Source organism: Pseudomonas sp. D4-21, from assembly GCF_051132125.1.
In the GTDB taxonomy this organism is placed as follows: domain Bacteria; phylum Pseudomonadota; class Gammaproteobacteria; order Pseudomonadales; family Pseudomonadaceae; genus Aquipseudomonas.
In genome coordinates, this window is sequence record NZ_CP071664.1 from 706,181 (window position 1) to 731,474 (window position 25,294).

Annotated in this window: 17 protein-coding genes and 1 pseudogene; 4 read left to right on the forward strand and 14 right to left on the reverse strand. The window is 62.3% G+C overall.

Annotation, left to right across the window (positions count from 1 at the left end; translation table 11 throughout):
* Nucleotides 1-217: 217 nt before the first annotated feature.
* The 3 genes and pseudogenes from J3Q04_RS03125 to J3Q04_RS03135 form a co-directional block, all read left to right on the forward strand.
* Nucleotides 218-1,135: pseudogene (locus J3Q04_RS03125) on the forward strand (dermonecrotic toxin domain-containing protein); the annotation flags it as partial.
* A 2,784-nt stretch (nucleotides 1,136-3,919) separates the two neighbouring features.
* Entirely contained in the window at nucleotides 3,920-5,155 is a 1,236-nt protein-coding gene (locus J3Q04_RS03130) for an NEL-type E3 ubiquitin ligase domain-containing protein (RefSeq protein WP_434635625.1), read from the forward strand.
* Between the two features lie 142 nt (nucleotides 5,156-5,297).
* Nucleotides 5,298-10,355 (forward strand): NEL-type E3 ubiquitin ligase domain-containing protein, encoded by a 5,058-nt coding sequence (locus tag J3Q04_RS03135; RefSeq protein ID WP_434608027.1) that lies wholly within the window; start codon nucleotides 5,298-5,300, stop codon nucleotides 10,353-10,355.
* Between the two features lie 46 nt (nucleotides 10,356-10,401).
* Here the strand turns inward: J3Q04_RS03135 and ureC are convergent, their stop codons facing one another.
* From ureC to urtA, 11 genes are all read right to left on the reverse strand, one after another.
* Nucleotides 10,402-12,102 (reverse strand): urease subunit alpha, encoded by a 1,701-nt coding sequence (gene ureC, locus J3Q04_RS03140; protein WP_434608025.1) that lies wholly within the window; start codon nucleotides 12,100-12,102, stop codon nucleotides 10,402-10,404.
* Nucleotides 12,103-12,240: 138 nt separating this feature from the next.
* Nucleotides 12,241-12,546: an urease subunit beta gene (locus tag J3Q04_RS03145; protein WP_420766241.1), complete on the reverse strand. Its 306-nt coding sequence runs from the start codon at nucleotides 12,544-12,546 to the stop codon at nucleotides 12,241-12,243.
* Nucleotides 12,543-13,076 (reverse strand): GNAT family N-acetyltransferase, encoded by a 534-nt coding sequence (locus J3Q04_RS03150; protein ID WP_434608022.1) that lies wholly within the window; start codon nucleotides 13,074-13,076, stop codon nucleotides 12,543-12,545. Before J3Q04_RS03150 ends, J3Q04_RS03145 begins: the two co-directional genes overlap by 4 nt.
* Nucleotides 13,077-13,081: 5 nt before the next feature.
* Nucleotides 13,082-13,615: a GNAT family N-acetyltransferase gene (locus J3Q04_RS03155; RefSeq protein WP_420766243.1), complete on the reverse strand. Its 534-nt coding sequence runs from the start codon at nucleotides 13,613-13,615 to the stop codon at nucleotides 13,082-13,084.
* A 9-nt stretch (nucleotides 13,616-13,624) separates the two neighbouring features.
* The gene (gene ureA / locus J3Q04_RS03160) at nucleotides 13,625-13,927 is read right to left on the reverse strand and encodes an urease subunit gamma (RefSeq protein ID WP_420766244.1); all 303 of its coding nucleotides are present in this window, start codon (nucleotides 13,925-13,927) and stop codon (nucleotides 13,625-13,627) included.
* Nucleotides 13,928-14,075: 148 nt separating this feature from the next.
* A complete protein-coding gene (locus tag J3Q04_RS03165; RefSeq protein WP_434608020.1) occupies nucleotides 14,076-14,918 on the reverse strand; it encodes an urease accessory protein UreD in 843 nt (280 codons plus the stop codon).
* 31 nt (nucleotides 14,919-14,949) lie between these two features.
* Nucleotides 14,950-15,648 carry an urea ABC transporter ATP-binding subunit UrtE gene (gene urtE / locus J3Q04_RS03170; protein ID WP_434560905.1) on the reverse strand — a complete coding sequence of 233 codons (699 nt, stop codon included), beginning with the start codon at nucleotides 15,646-15,648 and terminating at the stop codon, nucleotides 14,950-14,952.
* Nucleotides 15,649-15,779: 131 nt separating this feature from the next.
* Nucleotides 15,780-16,652 carry an urea ABC transporter ATP-binding protein UrtD gene (gene urtD, locus J3Q04_RS03175; RefSeq protein WP_434608018.1) on the reverse strand — a complete coding sequence of 291 codons (873 nt, stop codon included), beginning with the start codon at nucleotides 16,650-16,652 and terminating at the stop codon, nucleotides 15,780-15,782.
* Nucleotides 16,649-17,728, reverse strand: coding sequence for an urea ABC transporter permease subunit UrtC (gene urtC, locus J3Q04_RS03180; RefSeq protein ID WP_420766248.1), 1,080 nt, complete (start codon nucleotides 17,726-17,728; stop codon nucleotides 16,649-16,651). The genes urtD and urtC overlap by 4 nt, the downstream gene beginning before the upstream one ends.
* The gene (gene urtB / locus J3Q04_RS03185) at nucleotides 17,728-19,230 is read right to left on the reverse strand and encodes an urea ABC transporter permease subunit UrtB (protein ID WP_434608014.1); all 1,503 of its coding nucleotides are present in this window, start codon (nucleotides 19,228-19,230) and stop codon (nucleotides 17,728-17,730) included. Before urtB ends, urtC begins: the two co-directional genes overlap by 1 nt.
* A gap of 162 nt (nucleotides 19,231-19,392) precedes the next feature.
* Complete coding sequence (gene urtA / locus J3Q04_RS03190) at nucleotides 19,393-20,658, reverse strand: urea ABC transporter substrate-binding protein (protein WP_420766250.1); 1,266 nt, start codon at nucleotides 20,656-20,658, stop codon at nucleotides 19,393-19,395.
* A gap of 270 nt (nucleotides 20,659-20,928) precedes the next feature.
* Here urtA and J3Q04_RS03195 point away from each other — a divergent pair, with 270 nt between their 5' ends.
* Entirely contained in the window at nucleotides 20,929-22,464 is a 1,536-nt protein-coding gene (locus J3Q04_RS03195) for a class I SAM-dependent methyltransferase (RefSeq protein ID WP_434608012.1), read from the forward strand.
* Here the strand turns inward: J3Q04_RS03195 and J3Q04_RS03200 are convergent.
* From J3Q04_RS03200 to J3Q04_RS03210, 3 genes are read right to left on the reverse strand one after another with little or no spacing between them, the layout of a single operon-like run.
* Nucleotides 22,439-23,449: a FecCD family ABC transporter permease gene (locus J3Q04_RS03200; protein ID WP_434608009.1), complete on the reverse strand. Its 1,011-nt coding sequence runs from the start codon at nucleotides 23,447-23,449 to the stop codon at nucleotides 22,439-22,441. The genes J3Q04_RS03195 and J3Q04_RS03200 overlap by 26 nt on opposite strands.
* Nucleotides 23,446-24,393 (reverse strand): ABC transporter substrate-binding protein, encoded by a 948-nt coding sequence (locus J3Q04_RS03205; protein ID WP_434608007.1) that lies wholly within the window; start codon nucleotides 24,391-24,393, stop codon nucleotides 23,446-23,448. Before J3Q04_RS03205 ends, J3Q04_RS03200 begins: the two co-directional genes overlap by 4 nt.
* Entirely contained in the window at nucleotides 24,390-25,178 is a 789-nt protein-coding gene (locus tag J3Q04_RS03210) for an ABC transporter ATP-binding protein (protein WP_434608005.1), read from the reverse strand. Before J3Q04_RS03210 ends, J3Q04_RS03205 begins: the two co-directional genes overlap by 4 nt.
* Nucleotides 25,179-25,294 lie beyond the last annotated feature (116 nt).

The following is a 25,294-nucleotide window of genomic DNA, read 5'->3' on the forward strand; positions in this document are numbered from 1 at the left end:
CGCGCGGGGTCCCTGGCGGAAAAAAACGATAAATAGTTACCGCACTCGTCAGTGACGCGCTGGGTAGGCTCGGGTTTTCCACCATCAAGGATGATCCGAAATGCCATTACCTATTTCTGCCGTTAGCGACCCCGGCATGACGCCGCTGCCTGAAAATCGCGGCGTCCATGTCGACCTGCTCAGGCAGCGCGTTCCCGATTGGTACATCGGGGCCGTCATGCGGCGCCAGCAGGCGTTGAGCGACCACGACCTGAAACTCCCGGCCTGGTACCCCAAGACCTCCCACGAAACCCGGACCCGCCTCAAGGACCAGCATGCGCGCTACCGCGCCAGCCTGAACCTGATCGACAACAGCTTGGGCCGCATCGAGGATATCCGCGCCTTTGCCAAGCCGTTGCTGACCCAGGCCATCCAGCAGGAATTCAAGCGAACCCTGAATGTGGAGAAGGTTTATTACGCCCGCCAGTACGCAAGCAAGACACGCAAGGACCTGGGCAGCACGCTGCTTCACCGCCTGACGGGCGAGGCCTGGGATACCTACGAGTACCGAGGTGCTTCGCTGCTGGAAACGGCACTGGCGAACTTCGAACCCGACGAAGAGCAAAAGCTCGATTGCGATGGCTGCCATGTCATCACCACCACGGCGCTGACCGTCAGCGGTACGCCTGCGCCTACGCTGGAGGCCGTTCGGGCGGGGGCGTTGCCAATCGCTCCGCACGCCTTTGCCAGACTATGCCGCAAGCTGGACCTGGGGCGCCGCTACCAGCAGCACATTCGCGCCATCGCTCGACCCGCTGACGAAGACGCCCGCCGCCGTCTGGACCAGCAAATGCGCGACCACCACCGTCAGTCGTTGGCGCTGAGTGTCGAAGTCGCCTGGGCCAAGGCCGACATCAGCCGTGACACGTACCTGATGCTGCGGCAAGTGGTCGGCGATCAGGACGGCGCCATGCTCGACGGGTGACCGGTGACGTTCACTTCGCTGAAAATCTTCGACACCGAACTGGTCGGCCCGGTACTGATGGGGCCCGACCGGGAAAATACCCGGCGCCTGGAGCGTGTGGTGGCGTATCTACCGGGCGATCCCGAGCATCCTCTCAAGGAGTATCCGTCCAGCACCGAATTCATGGTGGAACTGCGTCGGCGCCTCCATGGCATCGCCTACCGACAGTTTTTCAGCCGTTTCGTACCGCTGAGTCAGCAAGGGCATTTTTTCAAGCAGTTCGACCAGTTGTACCAACCCTCTCCCGAGGCCGATACCCAATCGGACTATCCGCTCAAGCCCTCGTTCAAAAATTTGCGCATGGCCGCATCGCCCATCACCGGCTCGCTGTGGGAAGCCTTGCGCCGCGAGCAACTGCAGAAAATCGAGATGGACGCGCGAACGGTGGCGGTGCCCACCGCCGATGAAGACAAAGCCGCCCGCCTGGCGCGCCTGGAGAGTTGGACGAACACGGTGATCGACGTGCTTAACCAATTGGCATTCGTGGTGCCTGCGTTGGGGCCACTGATGCTGACCGTGGCGGCCGTGCAGATGTTCGAAGAAGCGTTCGAAGGTATCGAGGCGTTCGAGCAGGGGGAAACCCAGGAGATGTGGGCGCACTTTTCCAGCGTGGCGCTCAATATCGCGTTTATGGTCGCAGGCGCCAAAGTGTTGCCGAAGATCCAGGCATCGGCCAGGGTGGATCGGTTGGAAGCGGTTGAACGGGCCAGCGGGGAGTCGCGACTCTGGAACCCTGATCTCACGCCGTACCGCAGTCCTTTGCGCCCACTCGCCGGCGCCGTCCCGGACAGTCTAGGGCTGTACGAGGTCAGTGGCCGCAAGGTCCTGCCATTGGACGGGCACCACTACGAAGTACAACAGGACCCGATTACCCACCGCTATCGCATCCGTCATCCTTCCCGGCCGGATGCCTACCAGCCCAAGCTGACGCACAACGGCAGCGGCGCCTGGAACCATGAACTCGAAAGACCACAGGGTTGGAAAGGCACAACCCTGATGCGCAGGCTGGGCCATCGGGTCGAGGATTTCAGCGACAGCGAACTGGAGCAGATCCGCATCGCCAGTGGCACCAGCGAGGACGTGTTGCGACGCATGCATGTGGAAGGCGAGCCGATGCCCGCATTGCTGGCCGATACGGTCAAGCGCTTTGACTTGGCGCGACAAGTCGACAATTTTATCGGGCAACTGCAAAGCGACGATTCGCTGCGACAGGACGAAGCCGATCCAGTGACGCAGTTGCACTTGCTTGCCGGTTATGGCCCCTGGCCAAGCGGGCTGAGATTGAAGGTGGTGGACGGGGCGGGCAAGACGCTCTGGCGGTATGTTCGTCCATCCCAGGGCTCGGCTCCGGTGAGTGATGTGATCATTCCCGAGGCAAAGGTGCGTACCTCTTCGGTGCTGAAGAATCTGATCGAGGCGGTGGACGCGACCGGGAAGGATCTGCTGGCCGACACCCGTCCGGCGATAGCGAAAACGAACATGGATGCTCGGATTCGCCAGCTCAGGAACAACCTCGCGGAAGTGGCGCGGCGTGAAAAAGTCCAGCTGCTCAATGATTACTACGCCAGGAGCCAAGAGCCAGTGGACCCTCGGGTGGCGTTGATCAAATCCCGCTTCCCATCGGTGCCGGCCGCGGCCATCGAGCAGATGATCACCGATGCCAACCGTGGGGAGCTTCAGCAGATGGCCGCGTGGAATGACGCCGATCCCACCCAGACCAAGCCGATTCCGCTGCGCATCGCCGAGGAACTGCGTCATTGTCAGCGAACGGTGCGTTTGAACCGGGCCTATGAAGGCCTGTACCAGCCTGCGTTGGCGACCGCGGACACGCCCCGATTGGCGCTGGCAACGCTCAAGACCCTGCCCGGCTGGAGCGACACGGTGCGTATCGAACTGCGAGACGATCATGCCTCCGGCGCCTTGGTCGACAGCATCGGGCCGCTGGAGGCGGCGCAGACCAAGATCGTGGTCAGGGACGGTGCTCGCTACCAGGCCCTTGATGACCGGGGCAATGAATTGAGCCATTGGGGCAGCGTCTTCGACGCGTTGCAACACGCCCTGCCGGACGCCGAGCGCCAGGCCATGGGGCGCCCTTCGATCCACCAGGGCGGCCTGCTGGAAAAGGCCCTCGGGAAAGCGCCATTGCCGCGCAATTCGTTGGCGCGAATCTTGAACTTGCCCGCCATCAAGCCATCGTTCCGCTCACCGATGCGCCTGGCGTCGGGCGCGGTGGGATACCCGCTGAGCGGGCTGCGAGCCTTGTTGGGGCTGGGGCGTTCGGTGGAAAGTCGCGTTCTGGAGTTGTACCCCAACCATACGAACGAACAGGTCCGGGCGTTGCTGGCTTCATTGGGCGACGGCGCCGTGGCGGAGCTCAAGCGACGCAAGATCGAGCTGGACATGCTGGATCGGGACCTCGACCGTTGGGCCAATACGACCAGTTGGATTTATTCGGGCGACCGCATGGAGCAGGTGCCACCCGTGCGCAAGCGCGGGGTGGCCGATCAGATCAAGCGTTGCTGGAGGCGCCAGACCGCCGTGGAGACAGCCGCGGATGGCCGCGCGGCGGGCTATCAGCTCGATCTGGGCCGGCTGACAGTCGGTTACCTGCCGGAGCTGTCGGCGGATTTCAGCCACGTGGCCTCGCTGAAAATGGCAGGCATGGACCTGTCACAACAGGCCTGCGAAGGTTTTCTCTCCGGTTTTTCCTCTCTTCGCTGGCTGGACATGACTGACAACCGCCTGGCCCAAATTCCCGCGGCCTTGGGGGCAATGGATGGCCTGACCAAGCTGCTGCTCAAGGACAACACCATTACTCTGACCCCTCGTTGTGTTGAAGTCCTGCAGGGTCTTACCCGACTGAAGGTCCTCAATCTGGAAAACAACCCCGTGGGGCAGCTGCCGGATTTCAGTCGAATGTCCGATTTGCGCGGCCTGGGCCTCAAGGGCACCGGAATCGACACCTGGCCCGCCGGCCTGCACGGCTTGCCGCTGGAGTTCGTCGATTTGCGCGACAACCAGTTGACCGACGTTCCGGAGGCGCTGCTCAACCCGGCGGCGGCTGACGTCCTTGCCACGGCCCGCGTCAACGGCGTGACTTTCCTCCAAGGCAATCCATTGAACGCAGCGACCCAGCAGCGCCTGCATGATTACTGGGCGGACCTGTGGCGTGAGCATCCCGAGTGGATAACGTTGCGTCAACACGGGGCGTTTGGTCATGTCGCGGTGGGAACGGCGGCCAATGTGCAGCAGTGGGTGCAGAATTTGCCCGACAGCCAATTACCCAACAAACGCGCGTTGTGGCAAAGCCTGGCGAGTGAACCGCAATCGGGTGAGTTCTTCGAGCTGTTGAATCGCCTGGCCACCTCCTATCAAGGCGAAGAAAGCTACTCGGACCTGCAGTTGCGTGTCTGGCAAATGCTGGAAGCGGCCGAGGCTTCCACCGACCTGCGTCGTGAGTTGTTCGAACTGGCGGGGGCTCCGGCGTGTGAGGACCGCGCAGCGTTATCGTTCAGCTACCTGGAAATCAGATTGATGATTCACGACGCCAAGGCCACGGCCAATGGCGAGGCTGAGGCCGGGACGTTGATCAAATTGGCCAAGGGATTGTTTCGCATCGATGAAGTGGAGCGCATCGCTCTGGAGGACATTCAGCGACGGCGTGACGCCATCACGGCCCGCCGGGACCTGTCGGCCGAGCAGAAGGCCCGGCACCTGGCAGAGATAGAGGAAGTCGAAGTGCGCCTCGCCTACCGGGTGGGGCTGAGGGATCGGCTGGCGTTACCGGGGCAGCCAAAAGGCGGGCGTTTTGTCCACCTGGGCAACGTCACCCAGGACATGCTGGATGCAGCCGCTACCCAGGTCCTGGCCCTGGACGATTCACCTCGGCAGGTGCAATCGCTGCTGGAGCGTGAATTCTGGATCGACTTTTTGAAACAGCAGCATGAAGCCGCGTTCCAGGCGCTGACCGACACCCTTATCACCGACCAGCTTGCATTGGATGAGGCCAAGGCAGCCGGAACCCTGGAGGAGGCTGACTATGGGACCAAGTCCGAGGCACTGGGCCTGCAGCACAGCGTCAAGGAAGCGGAGCTGATCCAGTCATTGACCGAGGAAGAGCTGGACGCGCAGGTGCAAAGTACTGATCTGTAACGCGGATTCTTGGGTCCGGAGCGGGGGTGAGGCCGCGGTGGGTTGTTTGTCATGTCCTGTGATGGAAGCGATAAATAGTTACCGCATTCACGGAGCGAGCAATGGATAGGCTCGGGTTTTCCAACCTCAAGGATGACCCGATATGCCAGAGCCTACCGTTGCAAAAAGCGCCACGACTTCACCCGCTTCGAAACACGGCGAGCACGACGATCTGCTCAGAAGTCGCATTTCCTCCTGCTACATGAAAGCCACCGCGCAGCGCCAGAAGGCGCTGAGCGATCATGACCTGGAGCTTCCAGACTGGTACGTGAAGACGACCCACCAGACCAGGGCCAACCTAAAAAGCATTCACGAGCGCTACTGCGCAATTTTCAACCAGGTCGACTACGCGCTGGGCAAGGTCCAGGACATACGGACCTTCGCCGAACCCTTGCTCAGCCAGGCCATCCAGACAACCTTCAGGCGTACGCTCAATGTCCGGGAGGTTTATTTTGCCCGCAAGTTCGCGGTCAAGACGCGTACCGACATGGGTATCAACTTGCTCCATCGACTGACGGGCGAGGGCTACGACACTTACCAATACCGGGGCGGTTCGTTATTGGACGTCGCGCTGGCCAATTTCGAACCCGATGAAGAGCACAAGCTCGACTGCGATGATTGCCACCTCATTACCACCACGCCGGTGTCCGCCGATGGCACCTTGAGTCATACCCTGGAATCCGTGCGCGCGGGAGCATTGCCCATAGCCCCCGAGGCGTTCATCAAGCTATGCCGCAAGCTCGACCTGGGACGCAAGTATCGGGAACACCTCACGACGATCCTGGAACCGAACGACCGCCAGGCCCGCGAACGGTTGGATGAACAGTTGCGCGAGCATCACAAGCAACTCCTCACGATCAGTACCGAGATCGCCCACGCCAAGGCGGACATCCGGCAGGACACCTACCGAATGTTGCAGCGGGTAGTGGGTGGGCAGCCCTCGGCCGAGCTGGACGGCCGCGCGGTGACCTTCGCGACGTTGACGGTCCTTGACGTCGAGCTTGTCGGGCCTTTGCTGATCGGACCGGAGCGCGACCGCAGTACCCGGTTGGAGCGGGTCGTGGCGTATATCCCGGACGACCCCGAGCACCCGGTGAAGGAATACGCCTCCAGCTACGAATTCATGGTCGAACTGCGTCGCCGCCTCCACAACCTCGACTACCGGCGCTTCTTCAGCCGCTTCGTGCCGCTGCATGAGCAAGGGCATTTCTTCGAGCGTTTCAACCGTCTCTTCAAACCCTCTTCGCAAACCGATGCCAAAGGCGACTTCCCCCTCAAGTCGAACCTGCCCAGGCTGCCGATGAGCGCGTCCGACCTCAAGGGTTTCTTGTGGGAGACGCTACGGGTAAATCAGGTCCGCAAGATTTACCAAGACGCACGGGTCGCGGCAGTTCCTACAGGGGATGAAGACAAGAAGGCGCGTCAGGCGCGCCTGGAAAGTTGGGAAAGCACGGTCATCGATGTGCTCAACATGGCGGCGTTCGTTGTTCCCGGGCTCGGTCAGGTGATGATGGCGGTGTGGGCGTTGCAGATGCTGTACGAGGCGTTCGAAGGCATCGAGGCGTTCGAGCAGGGCGAAACCAAGGAAATATGGGCGCACGTTTCCAGCCTGGCGCTTAACGCCGCGTTCATGGTGGCAGGCGCCAAAGTGCTCCCGCGCATCATGCCATCGGCTACGGTGGATCAACTGGCGCCCGTCACTTCGCCGACTGGCGAAAGACGGCTCTGGCGACCCGACCTGGCGCCTTACCGGAGCGATCTGGAGCCGCCCGCGAATTCGCAACCCGATGCCCTGGGCTTGCACCGCGTCAACGGTCGCGACGTCTTGCCATTGGACGACAGTCACTACGAAGTCCAGCAAGACCCGGCCACCCAACGTTATCGCATTCGCCATCCTTCCCGACCGGATGCCTATCAGCCCGAGCTGACAAACAACGGCAGCGGTGCCTGGAACCATGAGCTGGAACAGCCGCGAAGCTGGGACGGTACGACCCTGATGCGCCGGCTCGGCCACCGCGTCAAGGATTTCAGCGATGCCGAGCTCGAGCACATTCGTACCGCCAGTGGCACCAGCGAGGACGTGCTGCGGCGCATGCACGCCGAGGGCGAGCCGGTGCCGGTGTTGCTGGACGACACGATCAAGCGCTTCGACATCGCTCGCAAGGTCGATGCTTTCCTGCTGCACATGCAAAGCGAAGATCCGCTGATCTATGAGAAAGCCGATTCGATGACGCAGCTGCACTTGCTCACGGGTTACGGCCCATGGCCAGAAAACTTGAAGCTGAAGGTGATCGACAGCGCGGGCAAGTCTCTGTGGGAATACGCTCACCCAACGGATGGAACGTCCTTGATCCGTGAAGTCATCGTCAGCGATACGGAAGTGGATTCATCTTCATTCCCCAGGAACCTGATCGAGGCCGTGGATGCGACGGGCAATGATCTGTTGGCCGGCACGCGGCCGGCCATCGCGAAAACCGACATGAACGCCCGGATCCAACAGTTTCGCAAGAATCTCCTTGAAGTGGCGGTGCGTGAGAAAAACCAACTGATCCATGATCACTACGCCAAGGGCGATGTGTCGAAAGACCCGCGGGTCAAGCTGATCAAATCCCGTTTTCCTTCGGTTCCGGCGGCCGCCATCGAGCAGATCATGGTCCACGCCAGCCCTGCCGAAACCCGGCAGATGGCGGGATGGGATTACACCGATGCCACCCAGACCAAACCCATCCCGCTGCGCATCGCCGAAGAGTTGCGTCACTTTCAGCGGGCGATCCGTTTGAATCGGGCCTACGAGGGCTTATATCAGGAGAGCCTGGCCACGGCGGACACACCTCGCCTGGCACTGGCGACCCTCAAGACGTTGGCGGGCTGGAGCGATACGGTACGCATCGAGCTGAGGAAAGATTTCACCTCTGGGGACTTGATCGACAGCGTCGGGCCGGCGGATTCGACGCAGGTAAAAATCGTCGTCAAGCGTGACGATCTTTATCAGGCCCATGACGACAGCGGCAATGATTTGAGCAGTGAGGGCAGCCTCTACGCAGCCTTACAACATGCGCTTCCGGATGCAGAGCGCCAGGCGATGGGCCGCCCTTCGATCCTCCATGGCGCGCTGTTGAAGGACGCGATCGGTGCGGCGCCGGTGAGCCGAGCTTCATTGGCGAAGGTCTTGAAGATGCCGGCAGTCAAGCCGTCGCTCGTCTCGCCTATGCGCCTGGCTTCGGGCAGATACGGCTATCCCTTGGGCGGGCCTTTGGAATGGCTGCGCCTGGGCCGGTCGCCGGAAAGACGGGTGCGAAATTTGTTCCCCGATTATTCCCCTCAGGAAGCCCGGGTCTTTGTGCGGGAATTGGGCGACGGAGCGGCCGCGGAGATCGGGCGCCTTGAAACCGAGTACCGTACGTTGCGCAACGAGCTGGACCGTTGGGTCGCTTCCACCGAGACGGATGAAGGGAACGACGATTTATCGGCGTCATGGCGACGAGTCAAGCAAATCACCGCCGATCGTATCCGTAAATGCTGGAGACGCCAGTCCCGGGCCATCATCGTGGTCGACGGCCGGCGTGTCGGGTATGAGCTTGATTTGAGCTGGATGCATCTGAGGTCGTTGCCGCAACTGTCGGCTGATTTCAGTCACGTGACCTTCCTGAAACTTTATAACATGGGTTTGTCGCAACAAACCTGCAACGGTTTCCTCACGCGTTTTCCTGCCCTTCGTTGGCTGGACATGAGCCATAACAACCTGACCGAAGTGCCGGAGGCGTTGGCGGCAATGCCCCGTCTGAGCAACCTCACGCTGGCATCGAACCAGATCGGCCTGACGCCGCGAGGTGTTGAGATCCTGGCCGGCCTGCCCGCCATGGAATTCCTTACCCTCAGCGACAATCCACTGGGTCGTTTGCCGGACTTCAGCACCATGCCGGCCCTGACGGAGCTGTCGCTTCGAAATACCAGGATCGACACCTGGCCCACGGGCCTGCTAGAACAGCCGCTGGAGGAACTGGACTTGCGCGCCAACCAACTGACCGAAGTGCCGGCACACGTGATCGATCCGCCCGCCGACCAGGCCCACGCCACGGCCCGGCTCAATGGCGTGACCTTTATCCAGGGTAATCCGATGAGCGAGGCGACTGGGCAGCGCTTGCGGGAATATTGGGCGAATCTTCAGCAGGCCCATCCCGAATGGGTCGCGCCGCGCAGGCCAGGAACACTCCAGCTGGCGGCCAACGCTGTGGTGGGCATGCGGCCAGACGTGCGGCCATGGCTGCGTGATCTGCCGTCCGAACAACGGGAGGATAAAAAGGCCCTGTGGCAGAGCCTGCAGGCAGATCCGTTATCCGGGGAGTTCTTCCAGTTGCTGAGTCGGTTGATCGGGTCCTATCAGGACGTGGCTGACTATTCGGACCTGCAGGCCCGCGTCTGGCAGATGCTGGAGGCTGCCAGGGATTCCACTGAATTGCGTCGTGAGCTGTTCGAACTGGCCGGCGAGCCGGCCTGTGAAGATCGGGCTTCGTTGTCATTCAGCAACCTGGAAATAAAGATGATGATCCACAACGCCAAGGCCCTGTCGGTGGAAGGGGATGAGGCTGCCACGCTGATTCGCCTGGCCAAGGGATTGTTCCGGCTGGATGAAGTGGAGCGTATAGCGCTGCGGGACATCCAGGGGCGTCGTGCTGCCATCAATGCCCGTGAAGAACTCACCGCCGCACAAAAGACCGAGTTGATCAGGCAGATCGAGGAAGTCGAGGTCCGGTTGGCCTATCGTGCGGGGCTCCGGGACCGGCTGGAATTGCCGGGGCAACCGAAAGGTGGACGCTTCACCAGCCTGGGCAACGTCTCCAGCGCCATGCTCGATGCCGCGGCCGCCGAGGTGTTGTCCCTGGACGACTCGCCCGAACAAATGCAGTCACTGGTGGGCCGTGATTTCTGGATCGACTATTTGAAGCAGCAACACGCGGCAGACTTCCAGGCATTGACGGACGCCCTCACTGAGGATCTGCTGGCGCTGGATGAGCAGAAAGCGGACGGAACCCTGGAGGAAGCTGACTACAACAGTCGAACCGAGGCGCTGGGCTTGCAGCAAAGGGTCAAGGAAGCGGAGCTGATCCAGTCGTTGACCCAGGATGAACTGGATTCGCCCCAGGAGAGTACAGACCTGTAAGACGAACCGGCGGCGAGGGCACTTGCCTTCTCGCCGCCGGCTCTGTTCAGAACAGGAAATAGCGCTGCGCCATCGGCAACACGTCGGCCGGTTCACACCACAGCAGCACGCCGTCGGCCTTGACCTGATAGGTCTGCGGGTCGACGTCGATACTCGGCAGGTAGTCGTTGTGGATCAGGTCGGTTTTCTGCACGTCGCGGCAGCCTTTGACCACGGCGATTCTTTTCTTGAGCCCAAGTTGTTCCGGCAGCCCGGCCTCGGCGGCGGCCTGGCTGATGAACGTCAGGCTGGTGGCGTGTCGCGAGCCGCCGTAGCTGGCGAACATCGGCCGGTAATGCACCGGCTGCGGCGTCGGGATCGAGGCGTTGGCGTCCCCCATCAGGCTGGCGGCAATCGCTCCGCCCTTGAGAATCAGCGTCGGCTTGACGCCAAAGAATGCCGGGCGCCACAGCACCAGGTCGGCCCATTTGCCCACTTCGATGGAGCCCACTTCGTGGCTGATGCCGTGGGTGATCGCCGGGTTGATGGTGTACTTGGCGATGTAGCGCTTGATGCGGAAGTTGTCGTTGCCTTCGCCGTCGCCGGGCAGGGCGCCGCGTTGCTTCTTCATCTTGTCGGCGGTCTGCCAGGTGCGGGTGATCACTTCGCCAACGCGGCCCATGGCCTGGCTGTCGGAGCTGATCATCGAGAAGGCGCCGAGGTCGTGGAGGATGTCTTCGGCGGCGATGGTCTCGCGGCGGATACGGCTTTCGGCGAACGCCACGTCCTCGGCAATGCTCGGGTCCAGGTGGTGGCAGACCATCAGCATGTCCAAGTGTTCGTCGATGGTGTTGCGGGTGAACGGCCGGGTCGGGTTGGTGGAGCTGGGCAGCACATTGGGGAAACCGCAGGCCTTGATGATGTCCGGCGCATGGCCGCCACCGGCGCCTTCGGTGTGGTAGGTGTGGATGGTGCGGCCCTTGAACGCGGCCAGGGTGGTCTCGACGAAACCGGACTCGTTGAGGGTGTCGGTGTGGATCGCGACCTGAACGTCGTACTGGTCGGCCACGCTGAGGCAGTTGTCGATGGCCGCCGGGGTGGTGCCCCAGTCTTCGTGCAGCTTCAGACCGATGGCCCCGGCCTTGACCTGTTCGACCAGCGGCTCCGGCAGGCTGGCGTTGCCCTTGCCGGTGAAACCCATGTTCATTGGGAAGGCGTCGGCGGCCTGAAGCATGCGCGCCAGGTGCCACGGCCCGGAGGTGCAGGTGGTGGCGTTGGTTCCGGTGGCCGGGCCCGTGCCGCCACCGATCATGGTGGTGACACCGCTCATCAGGGCTTCTTCGATCTGCTGCGGGCAGATGAAGTGGATGTGGGTGTCGATGCCACCAGCGGTGAGGATCATGCCTTCGCCGGCAATCACTTCGGTGCTGGCGCCGATGGCGATGGTGACGTCGGGCTGGATGTCCGGGTTGCCGGCCTTGCCGATGGCCGCGATGCGTCCCTCCTTGAGGCCGACATCAGCCTTGACGATGCCCCAGTGGTCGATGATCAGCGCGTTGGTGATCAGCGTGTCGACGACCTCGGCAGCCAACAGCTGGCTCTGGCCCATGCCATCGCGAATCACCTTGCCGCCGCCGAATTTCACCTCTTCGCCGTAGGTGGTGAAATCCTTTTCCACCTCGATCCACAGCTCGGTGTCGGCCAGGCGGACCTTGTCGCCGACGGTGGGGCCGAACATGTCGGCGTAGGCTTGTCTCGAAATCTTCATGTGCTCGCCTTGAGACTCAATTAATAGTAAGGCCGTTCGCTGCGCTCACTTTTCGCGAGCAGGCTCGCTCCCACAATTGATCGCATTCCCTTGTGGGAGCGAGCCTGCTCGCGAAGGGGCCAACGCAAATGCCGTGACCTAAAGGTCGCCCATGATCCGCCCGGCAAACCCGAACACCCGGCGATGCCCGGCCAGGTCCACCAGTTCCACCTCTCGGCTCTGACCCGGCTCGAAGCGCACGGCGGTGCCGGCCGGGATGTTCAGGCGCATGCCACGGCTGGCGGCGCGGTCGAAGGCCAGGGCGTCGTTGGTCTCGAAAAAATGAAAATGCGACCCGACCTGGATCGGCCGGTCGCCGCTGTTGGCGACCTTCAGCGTCACGGTGCGGCGGCCGGCGTTGAGCTCGATATCGCCGGGCTGAACCTGGTATTGGCCTGGAATCATTGCGGTTGTCCCAAAGTCTTGTAGTAGATGGCGGTCGGGGTATAGGTCCCGTCCGGGCTCTGGCAGTAGTCGGGCAGTTCTCCGACGCGGGTGTAGCCCATGGCGCGGTAGAACGCCTCGGCTTCGGAACCGGCCTCGGTGTCGAGGTACAGCAGCCCACGCTTGTCCTGACGGGCGCCGAGCTCCAGGGCGCTCATCAATTGCTGGCCCAGGCCCCTGCGACGAGCGTCGCCGCGCACCAGCAGTTTTTGTACTTCGGCACGGTTGAGGCCGTTGGGCTTCTGGCACAGGGCGAGCTGGACGCTGGCCTGTACCTGTTCATCCTTGACCACCACCCACAACAGCAGGTGACCCTGATTGAGGCTGGCCTGGACTTCGTCGAAATAAGCCCTGGCCGGTACGGCATCCAGGTCGGCCATGAACCCCACGCTGGCGCCATGACCCACGGCGTCGAGCAACAGGTCGACCAGGCCCTGGCGATAATGCGCAAAGCTTTCAGCGTGGATTCGACGCAACTGGGCGGCGTTCATCGGTATCACTCCTTGTCCATGGCGGGCGGTGGCGCCCCGGGGTCGAGGACCAACTGCATGAAGGTCAGGTCCAGCCAACGGCCGAACTTGGTGCCCACCTGGGGCATCTGCCCGGTGGTGACGAAACCCGCCCGCTCATGGAGGCGAATCGACGCCGCGTTGCCGCTCTCGATAGCGGCGACCATGACGTGCTTGCCGCAGGCCCGGGCGCGCTCGATCAGGTCACTCATCAGCACAGGGCCAAGGCCCTTGCCGCGCTGGTCCCGGCAGACGTACACCGAATGCTCGACGGTGTGGCGGAAGCCGTCGAACGGCCGCCAGTCGCCGAACGAGGCATACCCAAGCACGTTGTCCTCGGCATCGATGACCACCCGTACCGGGTAGCCCTGGGAGCGCCGGGCACTGAACCAAGCCTGGCGATTGCCCAGGTCCACGGGCTGCTCGTTCCAGATCGCCGTGGTGTTGAGCACGGCATCGTTGTAGATGTCGCGGATCGCCGGCAGGTCGCGGTGCTGGGCGTCTCGGATCTGATAAGTCATGCCGTTGCCTCAGACGATGGGTTGGTGGACGGTTACCAGTTTGGTGCCGTCGGGAAACGTCGCCTCTACCTGGATTTCCGGGATCATTTGCGGGATGCCTTCCATCACCTGCTCGCGGCTCAGCAAGGTGGTGCCGTAGTGCATGAGCTCGGCCACGGTCTGGCCGTCGCGGGCGCCTTCGAGCAACGCGGCGGAAATGTAGGCCATGGCCTCTGGGTAATTGAGCTTCAAGCCCCGGGCCAGTCGCCGCTCGGCGACGAGGCCGGCGGTGAAGATCAGCAGCTTGTCTTTTTCGCGTGGGGTCAGGTCCATGTGCAATCCATAAGGGCAGATAAAAATTTTGCAGTAGACACATTCCACTGTGGGAGCGAGCCTGCTCGCGAAAGCGGTGTGTCAGTCAACAATCATGTTGGATGTTCTATTGCTTTCGCGAGCAGGCTCGCTCCCACAGAGGAAATAACTAAGTACTCCAGATTCTTGGTGGCACGGCTTCTTTTCCAAGCAATGCAGGCCTGAGCAAGCGCCACAACTCAATCAACCACCCCCGCGCCAACAATGCCTCGCTCGCCAGGCAGCGTGCCACGACCAGGCCGGGCAGTTGGGTCAGGTCGCCACGCACGGCATGGTCCAGGGAGCGGCAGCGCTCCAGCAGCTCGCTGTCGATCTCGCCGGTCACCAGCAAGGTGGCTAACACCGGGTCGCCGCCCAGGCCGATGGGGGAGTCGAGCAACCCATCGCCACCGGCGATGCGCTGACGCTCGTGCCAGAGCAACTGGCCGTCGCGGCGGATGTCCAGCCACGACTGAAAGTGTCCCACGTCGAACCGCTCGCCGCTGGCGGGCCGACCGAGGGCAACGATGTCCCAGTAGAACAAGCGGGCGTCGCCTTGCAGATCGATGTTCGTGCTGAGTTCGGCCTGGGCCGCGCTGAAGACGATGGTTTCCTGAGGCAGCCATTCCAGGGTCGCGCCGGGGGCCACGCTCAGGCTCAGTTGCTGGTACGCCGGGCCGGCGGCGCGGTACCACTTGGCCGCGCCGGGGCTGGTCAATTGCGCCCAGGCGCCCTGGCCGACCTGGGCCGAAATGTCCAACCGATCCCCACCGGCAATGCCGCCGGGCGGGTGGACGATGATGTGCTGGCACACCTCGGGACCTTCGGCGTACAAGTGCTTCTGCACCCGCAACGGGCCTTTGTGCCGGCGCTGGACCGGGCGCGTGCAATCACCGAATCGGGCATAGCCCAAGTCCAGCTCGGCGTGCCAGCTGGGGGTGAACAGGGCGGATGGCGATACAGGTAGATTCATGATTTTCTGATTGTCGTCGGGACGCTACAGACTAGATCGTAACCAATCCGCGCACACCCTCGGCTTCCATATTTTCTCCACGGCCCTGCTGCACGATCTCGCCCCGGGACATCACCAGGTACTGATCAGCCAGCTCGGCGGCGAAGTCGTAGAACTGCTCCACCAGCAAAATCGCCATGTCGCCCCGGGCCGCGAGTTTCTTGATCACCGCGCCGATCTCCTTGATCACCGACGGTTGGATGCCCTCGGTGGGCTCATCGAGAATCAACAGGCGCGGCCGACTGGCCAGGGCCCGGCCGATGGCGAGCTGCTGTTGCTGGCCGCCGGACAGGTCGCCACCCCGGCGTTGTTTCATCTGCAGCAGCACCGGGAACAATTCGTAGATGAAGGCCGGTACTTCCTTGGCTTCTGAGCCCGGAAAGCGCGACAGGCCCATCAGCAGGTTTTCTTCCACCGTCAGCCGCCCGAAAATTTCCCGGCCCTGCGGCACATAGGCGATGCCGGCGTGGACCCGCTGATGCGGCTTGAACGTGGTGATGGCCTTGCCTTCCCAATTCACCACGCCTTCCTTGGCCGGCAGCAGGCCCATCAAGCATTTGAGCAGGGTGGTCTTGCCCACGCCGTTGCGACCGAGAAGGCACGTCACCTCGCCGACCTTCACGTCGAACGACAGGCCGCGCAGGATGTGGCTACCGCCGTAGTATTGGTGCAGCTTGTCGACTTGCAGCATGTCTTGAATCCCCTTGTGTCCCTTGTGGGAGCGAGCCTGCTCGCGAATGCGGTGTGTCAGTCACAGTTATCCCGACTGATACCCCGCATTCGCGAGCAGGCTCGCTCCCACAGGGAACAGCATGTTTCGATCTAGCGACCGAGGTACACCTCGATCACCCGCTCATCGGCCTGCACCTGTTCCAGCGACCCTTCGGCCAGCACGCTGCCCTGGTGCAGCACGGTGACGTGGTCGGCAATCGCGCCGACGAAGCCCATGTCGTGCTCCACCACCATCAGTGAATGCTTGCCCGCCAGGGATTTGAACAGCTCGGCGGTGAAGTCGGTTTCGGCGTCGGTCATGCCCGCCACCGGCTCGTCAAGCAGCAGCAGTTGCGGGTCCTGCACCAGCAGCATGCCGATCTCCAGGAACTGCTTCTGGCCGTGGGACAGCAGCCCGGCGGCGCGGTTGGCCGAAGGGGCGAGGCGGATCGTCTCGAGCACTTCGCTGATGCGGTCGCGTTGCTCGCCGGTCAGCTTCGCCCGCAGGCTGGCCCACACCGATTTGTCGGTCTTGAGCGCCAGTTCCAGGTTCTCGAACACGCTCAGGGCTTCGAACACCGTCGGCTTCTGGAACTTGCGCCCGATGCCGGCCTGGGCAATCTCGACTTCGCTCATGGTCGTCAGGTCGAGGGTTTCGCCGAACCAGGCCTTGCCGTGGCTGGGACGGGTCTTGCCGGTGATGACATCCATCAGCGTGGTCTTGCCGGCGCCGTTGGGGCCGATGATGCAGCGCAGTTCGCCGACGCCGATGTACAGGTTCAGGTCGTTCAGCGCCTTGAAACCGTCGAAGCTGACGCTGATGTCTTCCAGGGTCAGGATGGTGCCGTGGCGGGTGTTCAGGCCTACGCCGGCGGCCCGGCCGAGGCCAATGGCGTCGCGGCTGCTGCCTTGGTCCCGATTGGCATCGAGAGGGGGTTCAATAATCGGTTCGAGCATGAAATCCGCTGTCGGTGTGATTTTCATTGTTCGCCCCTTTTCTTCAACAGCCCGATAACGCCTTTGGGTAGATACAGGGTCACGACGATGAACAGGGCACCGAGGAAGAACAGCCAATATTCCGGAAACGCCACGGTGAACCAGCTCTTCATGCCGTTGACCACGCCGGCGCCCAGCAACGGCCCGATCAGCGTGCCGCGCCCGCCGAGCGCCACCCACACGGCGGCCTCGATGGAGTTGGTCGGCGACATTTCGCTGGGGTTGATGATCCCCACCTGCGGCACGTACAGCGCCCCGGCCAGGCCACACAACACCGCGCTCAACACCCAGACGAACAGCTTGAAGCCACGGGGATCGTAGCCGCAGAACATCAGGCGGTTTTCCGCGTCGCGCAGGGCGGTCAGCACCCGGCCGAACTTGCTGCGAGCCAGGCGCCAGCCGATGAACAGGCTCGCCACCAACAGCAGCACTGTGGCAAAAAACAGCACCGCGCGGGTGCCCGGCTCGGTGATGCCAAAGCCCAGGATCGAACGGAAATTGGTGAAGCCGTTGTTGCCGCCAAAGCCGGTCTCGTTGCGGAAAAACAGCAACATCCCGGCGAAGGTCAGGGCCTGGGTCATGATCGAGAAGTACACGCCCTTGATCCGCGAGCGGAAGGCGAAGAAACCGAACACCAGCGCCAGCAAGCCCGGCGCCAGCACCACCAGGCACATCGCCCAGAGGAAGCTGTCGGTGCCGGCCCAGTACCAGGGCAGCTCGGTCCACGACAGGAACGTCATGAACGCCGGCACGCCATCGCCGGCGGCTTGGCGCATCAGGTACATGCCCATGGCGTAGCCGCCCAGCGCGAAGAACAGGCCGTGGCCCAGGGAGAGCAAGCCGGCGTAGCCCCAGACCAGGTCCAGCGCCAGGGCGACAATGGCGTAGCAGAGGATCTTGCCCACCAAGGTCAGGGTATATGCCGAGACATGCAGCGGGTTATCCACCGCCAACAGCGACAACACTGGCAGGCTCAGCAGCACGGCGAGGATCACCGCGCCGACGGCGAGGGTGACTTTGGGTCCGGCCTTTTGCGTGGCCGTAAGCATCAGGGGCTGGTTCATCAGTCGATTACCCGTCCTTTAAGCGCGAAGAGGCCTTGCGGACGCTTCTGGATAAACAGAATGATCAGCGCGAGGATCAGGATCTTGCCGAGCACGGCGCCGATCTGCGGTTCGAGGATCTTGTTGGCGATGCCCAGGCCGAACGCGGCGAACACACTGCCGGCCAACTGGCCGACGCCGCCGAGCACTACCACCAGGAACGAGTCGATGATGTAGCTCTGGCCCAGGTCCGGGCCGACGTTGCCGATCTGGCTCAGGGCAACGCCACCGAGCCCGGCGATGCCCGAGCCGAGGCCGAAGGCGAGCATGTCCACCCGCCCGGTGGGCACGCCGCAGCAGGCGGCCATGTTGCGGTTCTGGGTCACGGCGCGCACGTTCAGGCCCAGGCGCGTCTTGTTCAGCAGCAACCAGGTCAGCACCACCACGAACAGCGCGAAAGCAATAATCACGATGCGGTTGTACGGCAGCACCAGGTTCGGCAGCACCTGGATCCCGCCCGACAGCCAGGCCGGGTTGGCGACTTCCACGTTCTGCGCGCCGAACACCAGGCGCACCAGCTGGATCAGCATCAGGCTGATGCCCCAAGTGGCGAGCAGGGTTTCCAGGGGCCGTCCGTAGAGGTGGCGGATTACCGTGCGTTCCAGGGCCATGCCGATGGCGGCGGTGATGAAAAACGCCACCGGCAAGGCGATCAGCGGATAGAACTCGATGGCGTTCGGGGCGAAGCGCTGGAACAGCATCTGCACCACATAAGTGGAATAGGCGCCGAGCATGAGCATCTCGCCGTGGGCCATGTTGATCACCCCCAGCAAGCCAAAGGTGATCGCCAGGCCAAGGGCGGCCAGCAGCAGGATCGAGCCCAGGGACATGCCGCTGAACGCCTGGCCCAGCAGCTCGCCGATCAGGAGTTTGCGCTTGACCTGGCCGAGGCTGGTTTCGGCGGCGGTGCGCACGGCGGCATCGGTTTCGACACCGGGTTCGAGCAGGTTTTCGAGGCGAGTGCGGGCCAGCGGGTCGCCGGTTTCCCCCAGCAGTCGCACGGCCGCCAGGCGCACGGCGGGGTTGGTGTCCACCAGTTGCAAATTCGCCAGGGCCAGGCTCAGGGCGGCGTGGACATCTTCGTCCTGCTCGCCGGCCAGTTGCCGATCAAGGAACGCCAGTTGCGCCGGGCGGGCGCTTTTTTGCAGCTGTTGCGCGGCAGCCAGGCGCACGCCGGCATCGACGGCGAGCAGTTGATGGCTGGCCAGGGCGGTTTCGATCAGCCCTCGCAAGCGGTTGTTCAGGCGCAGGGTCTTGGGTTGGCCATCGACGGTCAACTGGCCTTGCTGCAAGGCGTTGATCAGTTCGACACGCTCAGGCTCCGGCTGCGCGGCCCAGGTTTCCAGGAGCTTGGCCTGCTGGGTCGGGTTGGCGGCGACGAAGTCTTCGGCGTCGCCGGCATGGGCGCCCAGTGGCAACAGCAGGGCCAGGGCGAGGATGAGGCGGTAAAGGGCGGTGGGCATATGCTAGGCCTTGCGCAAACTTCTTTCTTTGTGGGAGCCAGCTTGCTCGCGATAGCGGTGTGTCAGTCACATGTCTTCTGGCTGATCCGCCGCTATCGCGAGCAGGCTCGCTCCCACAAGGGGTGTGTGTCGGCCCGGGGATCAGGGCCGACTCCCATGGGCTCAGTTGCTCTTCACCGCGTAGTCAGGCTTCTTGTCGTTGCCGGCGATGAACGGGCTCCACGGTTGCGCGCGGATCGGCCCTTCGGTCTGCCAGACCACGTTGAACTGACCGTCGGCCTGGATCTCGCCGATCATCACGGGCTTGTGCAGGTGATGGTTGGTCTTGTCCATGGTCAGGGTGTAGCCCGACGGTGCGGCAAAGGTCTGGCCGGCCAGGGCTTCGCGGACTTTGTCGACGTCGGTGGACTTGGCTTTTTCCACCGCTTGGGCCCACATGTGGATGCCGACGTAGGTGGCTTCCATCGGGTCGTTGGTCACGGCTTTGTCGGCACCCGGCAAGTTCTTGGCCTTGGCGTAGGCTTTCCAGGAGTCGACGAACTTCTTGTTCGCCGGGTTATCCACGGACTCGAAGTAGTTCCACGCCGCCAGGTTGCCGATCAAGGGTTTGGTGTCGATGCCGCGCAGTTCTTCCTCGCCCACCGAGAACGCCACGACCGGTACGTCGGTGGCCTTCAGGCCCTGGTTCGCCAGCTCTTTGTAGAACGGCACGTTGGAGTCGCCGTTGACGGTGGAAATCACGGCAGTCTTGCCGCCGGCCGAGAATTTTTTGATGTTGGCCACGATGGTCTGGTAATCGCTGTGGCCGAATGGGGTGTAGACCTCTTCGATGTCCTTGTCCGCCACGCCTTTGGAGTGCAGGAACGAGCGCAGGATCTTGTTGGTGGTGCGCGGGTAGACGTAGTCGGTGCCCAGCAGGAAGTAGCGCTTGGCGCTGCCGCCTTCTTCGCTCATCAGGTATTCCACCGCCGGAATCGCCTGCTGGTTCGGCGCCGCGCCGGTGTAGAAGACGTTCGGCGACATTTCTTCGCCTTCGTATTGCACAGGGTAGAACAGCAGGCCATTGAGCTCTTCGAACACCGGCAACACGGATTTACGCGACACCGAGGTCCAGCAGCCGAACACCACGGCGACCTTGTCCTGGGTCAGCAATTGCCGGCCCTTTTCGGCGAACAGCGGCCAGTTCGACGCCGGGTCCACGACCACCGCTTCGAGCTTCTTGCCGTTGACCCCACCCTTGGCGTTGATCTCGTCGATGGTCATCAACGCCATGTCCTTGAGGGACGTCTCGGAGATCGCCATGGTCCCGGACAGCGAATGCAGGATGCCAACCTTGATGGTCTCGGCGGCCTGGACGGTCCAGGTCATGCCCATCGCGGCAATGCTTGCCGAGAGTGTAAAAGCCTTGATCAAGCTACGACGCTTCATTGTGCGATCTCCGTGGACTTATGATTGTTAAGGGCAGATGCAAACGCTGGAAGCGCTTTTGCAAGGGGTGTGCCCAGTTGGAGAAAGGCGTTGAAACGCGGGGATGGCGGCGAGGCAGGAAAATGACAATGCACCATCAGTGACCGTATCGCGGGTGTTGGTGCAATGTGCCGCTCCGCATTGGGGCGTGGATCGGGGTTGACTCAAGGTGAAATTTTCAACTGCCCGACTATGCTGACGCTTCTGCCATTCTGAAGTAGGGGAATCCGTTTGAATGACGCTGGCGTTGCGAACCATTTTCTTTTGGACGAGACGGCTGTTTTTGACGTGCTGCCTGAAGTCAGACGGGCCGAGCATCCCCGATGGATGCATGTGACGCATTTGAGGGAAGGACGGTATTCGCTGATTCTCACCGCTGGTGAACGCCTTCGAAGTAGCACGCTGAGGGTGTCTTCTGATTCAAGGTTATACGTTCGCTTTTCGGCTGCCCTGCCCAGCATCAGTTTGGATGGGCTCACCTGTGCCTTTGTTTTTTTGGATGATGGGGCCCAAGCCGAATGTCCACTTGGCATGTTTCATTTTGGAGGAGGGCCTACGCCGTCGGAATGCAGGACGGTAACGCTGGATCTGGCTTGGTTGGCCGGCAAACGTGGCCGTCTCTTGATAGAGTGCGGGCCAGGTGCGCAGAACGATCCTACCGCCGACTGGCTAGCGATATCTGACTTGTGCATCGCCAGGGAGGAGGAGATGAAGGCCCTTCTGGCTAAGACACATCATTCAATGCGCATGAAAAACGAGATAGCGCATTTCAGTAGCGTCTACCGGAACGAGTTCTACTCCAAAGTGCAGGAACAACAGCGTGCTAATGCAATGGGCGTTGCTCGCAACGTGCGCCGATTGGATGGAATGGCTCCTGCGCCAGAGCGTGGTGCGCAGGCTGATGTTGTGATCCTCGAACCGTTCGAAGGTGAGGCAGCCTACTCCTATGCGACTCGTCTCCTGAGGGCGAATGTCCCGCAAACTCCGCCTGATTTCCAAGCGAGGCTGCGCCAGAAAGTCAGGGATCATGGGGAAATAAAAGTCTTGTCGATCTGCAGTGGCGCCGCGCGGATAGAGGCGGGCCTGTCGGCGGCTATTCCCGAAGGGGTGCAGTGGTCGCTGTTGGATATCAATGAGGACCTGCTGCAGATCGCTGCAAAGCAGTTTCCGCCAGGCATCAGCCTCGACTTGATCGTGGCGGATGCGAACAACCTGGTGCCTACCGGTGAGCAGTGGGATGTCATTATTTGTGTTTCGGCATTGCATCATTTGGTAGAGCTGGAAAAGGTCATGTTCTTTATCTCCCGCAGTTTGAAAAATGACGGCGAGTTCTGGAGTGTCGGGGAGGCGGTGGGACGTAATGGCAATCGCTTGTGGCCCGACGCGATAGTCGCTGCTGATGCGGCGTTCTCAGCCTTGCCGGCGCGTTATCGGTTAAATGCCGATACCCAGGTCGTCGATGCAGTCATTCCAGACAAGGACCACTCGATTGGGTGTTTCGAGGGGATTCGAAGCGAGGACATCACCGCGCTGCTTGAACGCTGGCTCAAGCCTGTGGATGTTTACCGTACCAACTGCTTCCTCTGGCGAATGGTCAATCTGGCCTACAGTGGAAATTTCAATCTTGAACAAGCGCAAGATCGGGCGCTGGTCATTGATATGGTCCGAGCGGAGCTTGAGCATTTTCGTCATGGCGGGCTGGGGACCGAGCTGTTCGGCGTGTACAAAAAGAAGCATCTTTTCAACGACGGCGCATCAAGCCAATGAAGAAAAGCCCGCCGATGGCCGCGGTAGCGACCCCAATCGGCAAATCCTCCGGCGCGATCAGCGTGCGGGCCGCCACGTCCACCCACACCAGGAACAGGCTGCCGAGCAGCACGCAGGCAGGCAACAACCGACGGTGCTCGGCGCCCACCAGGCGCCTGGCGATGTGCGGCACCATCAACCCGACAAAGCCGATCGAGCCGCTGATGGACACCAGCACGCCGGTCATCAAGGACGCGATCAGGAAAATCCACAGCCGCACCTTCGCCGCGTTCAGGCCCAGGGTCACGGCGGTCTGCTCGCCGGCCATCAGCGCGTTCAAGGGCCGGGCCATGCCCAGCAGCAACACCAGCCCCAACAGCACGCTGGCGGCTGGCACGGCCAGCAGTTCCCAGCGCGCCAGGCCCAGGCCACCGAGCATCCAGAACATCACCGCCGAACTGGCGCGATGATCACCGAGGAATAACAGCAGGTTGGCCGCCGCCATCATCACGAAGGACACCGCCACGCCACACAGCAATAGCCGATCGCTCTCCAGGCGACCGTGGCGGGCAGCGATGGCCAGCACCAGCAACATGCTCAGCAATGCACCGATGAACGCGGCGAGGGGCAGGGTCAGCAGGCCGATGATTTCACCGACATGCAACACCACGATCACCGCACCCAGGGTCGCGCCGGAGGTGACGCCCAGCAGATGCGGATCGGCCAGTGGGTTGCGCGTGACCGCTTGCAGCACCGCGCCGATCAACGCCAGCCCCGCGCCCACCAGGGCTCCGAGCAGCAGGCGCGGGACGCGTATCAGCCAGACGATATGTTCCTGGCCGGGCGTCCAATACACCTCGCCGACACCGAAGGCCTTGTGCAGCAACAGGTCCCAGACCACGGCCACCGGCACCCGCGCCGGCCCGAAGCCCAGGGACACCACGCACGACACCAGCAACAGCGCGCCGAGAGTCATCAGCAGGGCGGCGTAGCGACGATCGTTCATTGGCCGTGGAAACCCCGCGCCAGGGTTTGCACCGCCAGCACGTTATCGATGCCCGGGGTGGCCTGCACGTAGGGGATCACGATGAAGCGCCGGTGCTTGATCGCATCCACCGATTGCAGCGCCGGGTTCGCCAGCAAGAACTGCTGCTTCTGCTCGGCACTGACTTCGCCATAGTCGACGATCACGATGACCTGGGGGTTGCGCTCCACCACGTTCTCCCAGTTCACCCGGGTCCAACTGGTTTCCACGTCATCGAGGATGTTGCGTCCGCCGGCAGCGTCGATCAGGGCCTGGGGCATGCCCAGGCGCCCAGAGGTCATGGCGCGATCTTCGCCGCTGTCATACAGGAACACGCGCTGTCTTTGGGTTGGAAGATGCTTGCGCACCTCGGCCACCTGGGCCTGCATCGTCTCGATCAGCGCATCGGCGCGGTCCTGCACGTCGAAAATTTTCCCCAGGTTGCGCAGGTCGTTGTAGGTGTCTTCCAGGGAAGCCGGCGGACGTTTCATCACGAAGGCGCAGGATTCGGTCAACTCGTACACGTTGATGCCCAGTGGTTGCAGGGTTTGCGGGGTCAGGTCGCCGCCCACGCGCATGCCGTAGTCCCAGCCGGCGAAGAAGAAATCGACGTTGGCATCGAGCAGGGTTTCCACCGAGGGGTATTTGGCGGCCAGTTCCGGCAGGCCTTCGAGGATCTTCGCCATCTCGGGTGTCACCGATTTCCAACCGCTGATGCCGCTGTAGCCGACCATGCGCGGCTTGAGGCCCAAAGCGAGCATCATCTGCGTCATGTTGATGTCATGGCTGACGGCGTGGCGAGGGGCCTCGTTGAACACCACCTGGCGATTGCAGCTCTGGATCGTCAAGGGGTAGCGGGTGGCTTCGGCCAGGGCATGGGCACTGCCCAGCAGCAGGGGTAGCAACAGCAGCAAGCGCAAGGTCATGGTTGGGTTATCCAAGTGATTCGTGGGTAGCCGGACAGGGGATGTTCGTCCACCAGGGCTTCGACGCCGAACACCTCGCGCAACAGCTCGGCGGTGAGGACATCCCTGGGCGTGCCGCTGGCGACGATGCGCCCATGTTCGATCACGTACAGGCGATCGCAGAAGGCGGCCGCCAGGTTGAGGTCGTGGAGGCTGGCGAGGGTGCCGATGCCCAGGCCCTTGATCAGTTGGAGCAATTGCAACTGATAGTGGGGGTCGAGGTGGTTGGTCGGTTCGTCGAGGATCAACAACTGCGGTTGTTGGGCCAGGGCGCGAGCAAGGATCACCCGCTGTTTTTCCCCGCCCGACAACGTGGCGAAGGCATGATCGCCAAAGCCTTCGAGCCCCGCCGATTCCAACGCCTGGAGCACCCATCTGCGGTCTTCTTCGTTGTCGCCATCAAACAAGCCCTTATGAGGCGTGCGACCCATGGCGACCACTTCTTTCACCGTCAGGCCGAAGGCGTCGGGAAACTCTTGCAGCACCACGGCGATGCGCTGTGCGCACCAGCGCGAGGATTGTTGCCAGAGGTTGTGATGCTCGAGTCTGACCTCCCCCTGTTCCGGCCGGCTGAAGCGATAGGCGCAGCGCAACAGGCTGGTCTTGCCGCTGCCATTGGGGCCGATCAATCCGACAAACTCCCCGGCCGCCACCTGCAACGTGGCGTCACGCAGCTGGAACTGGTGATGGCAATGGCCATGGCCCAGGGGCGTCCAGGCGAGATTGGAAAGGGTCAGGGAGGTCATGCGTTCACTCAAGTTATTGGCTCGCAACCCCAGTCCATTGTGGGAGCGAGCCTGCTCGCGATCGCGGTGGGTCAGCCGATTAAGATGCGACTGACCGATTGCGATCGCGAGCAGGC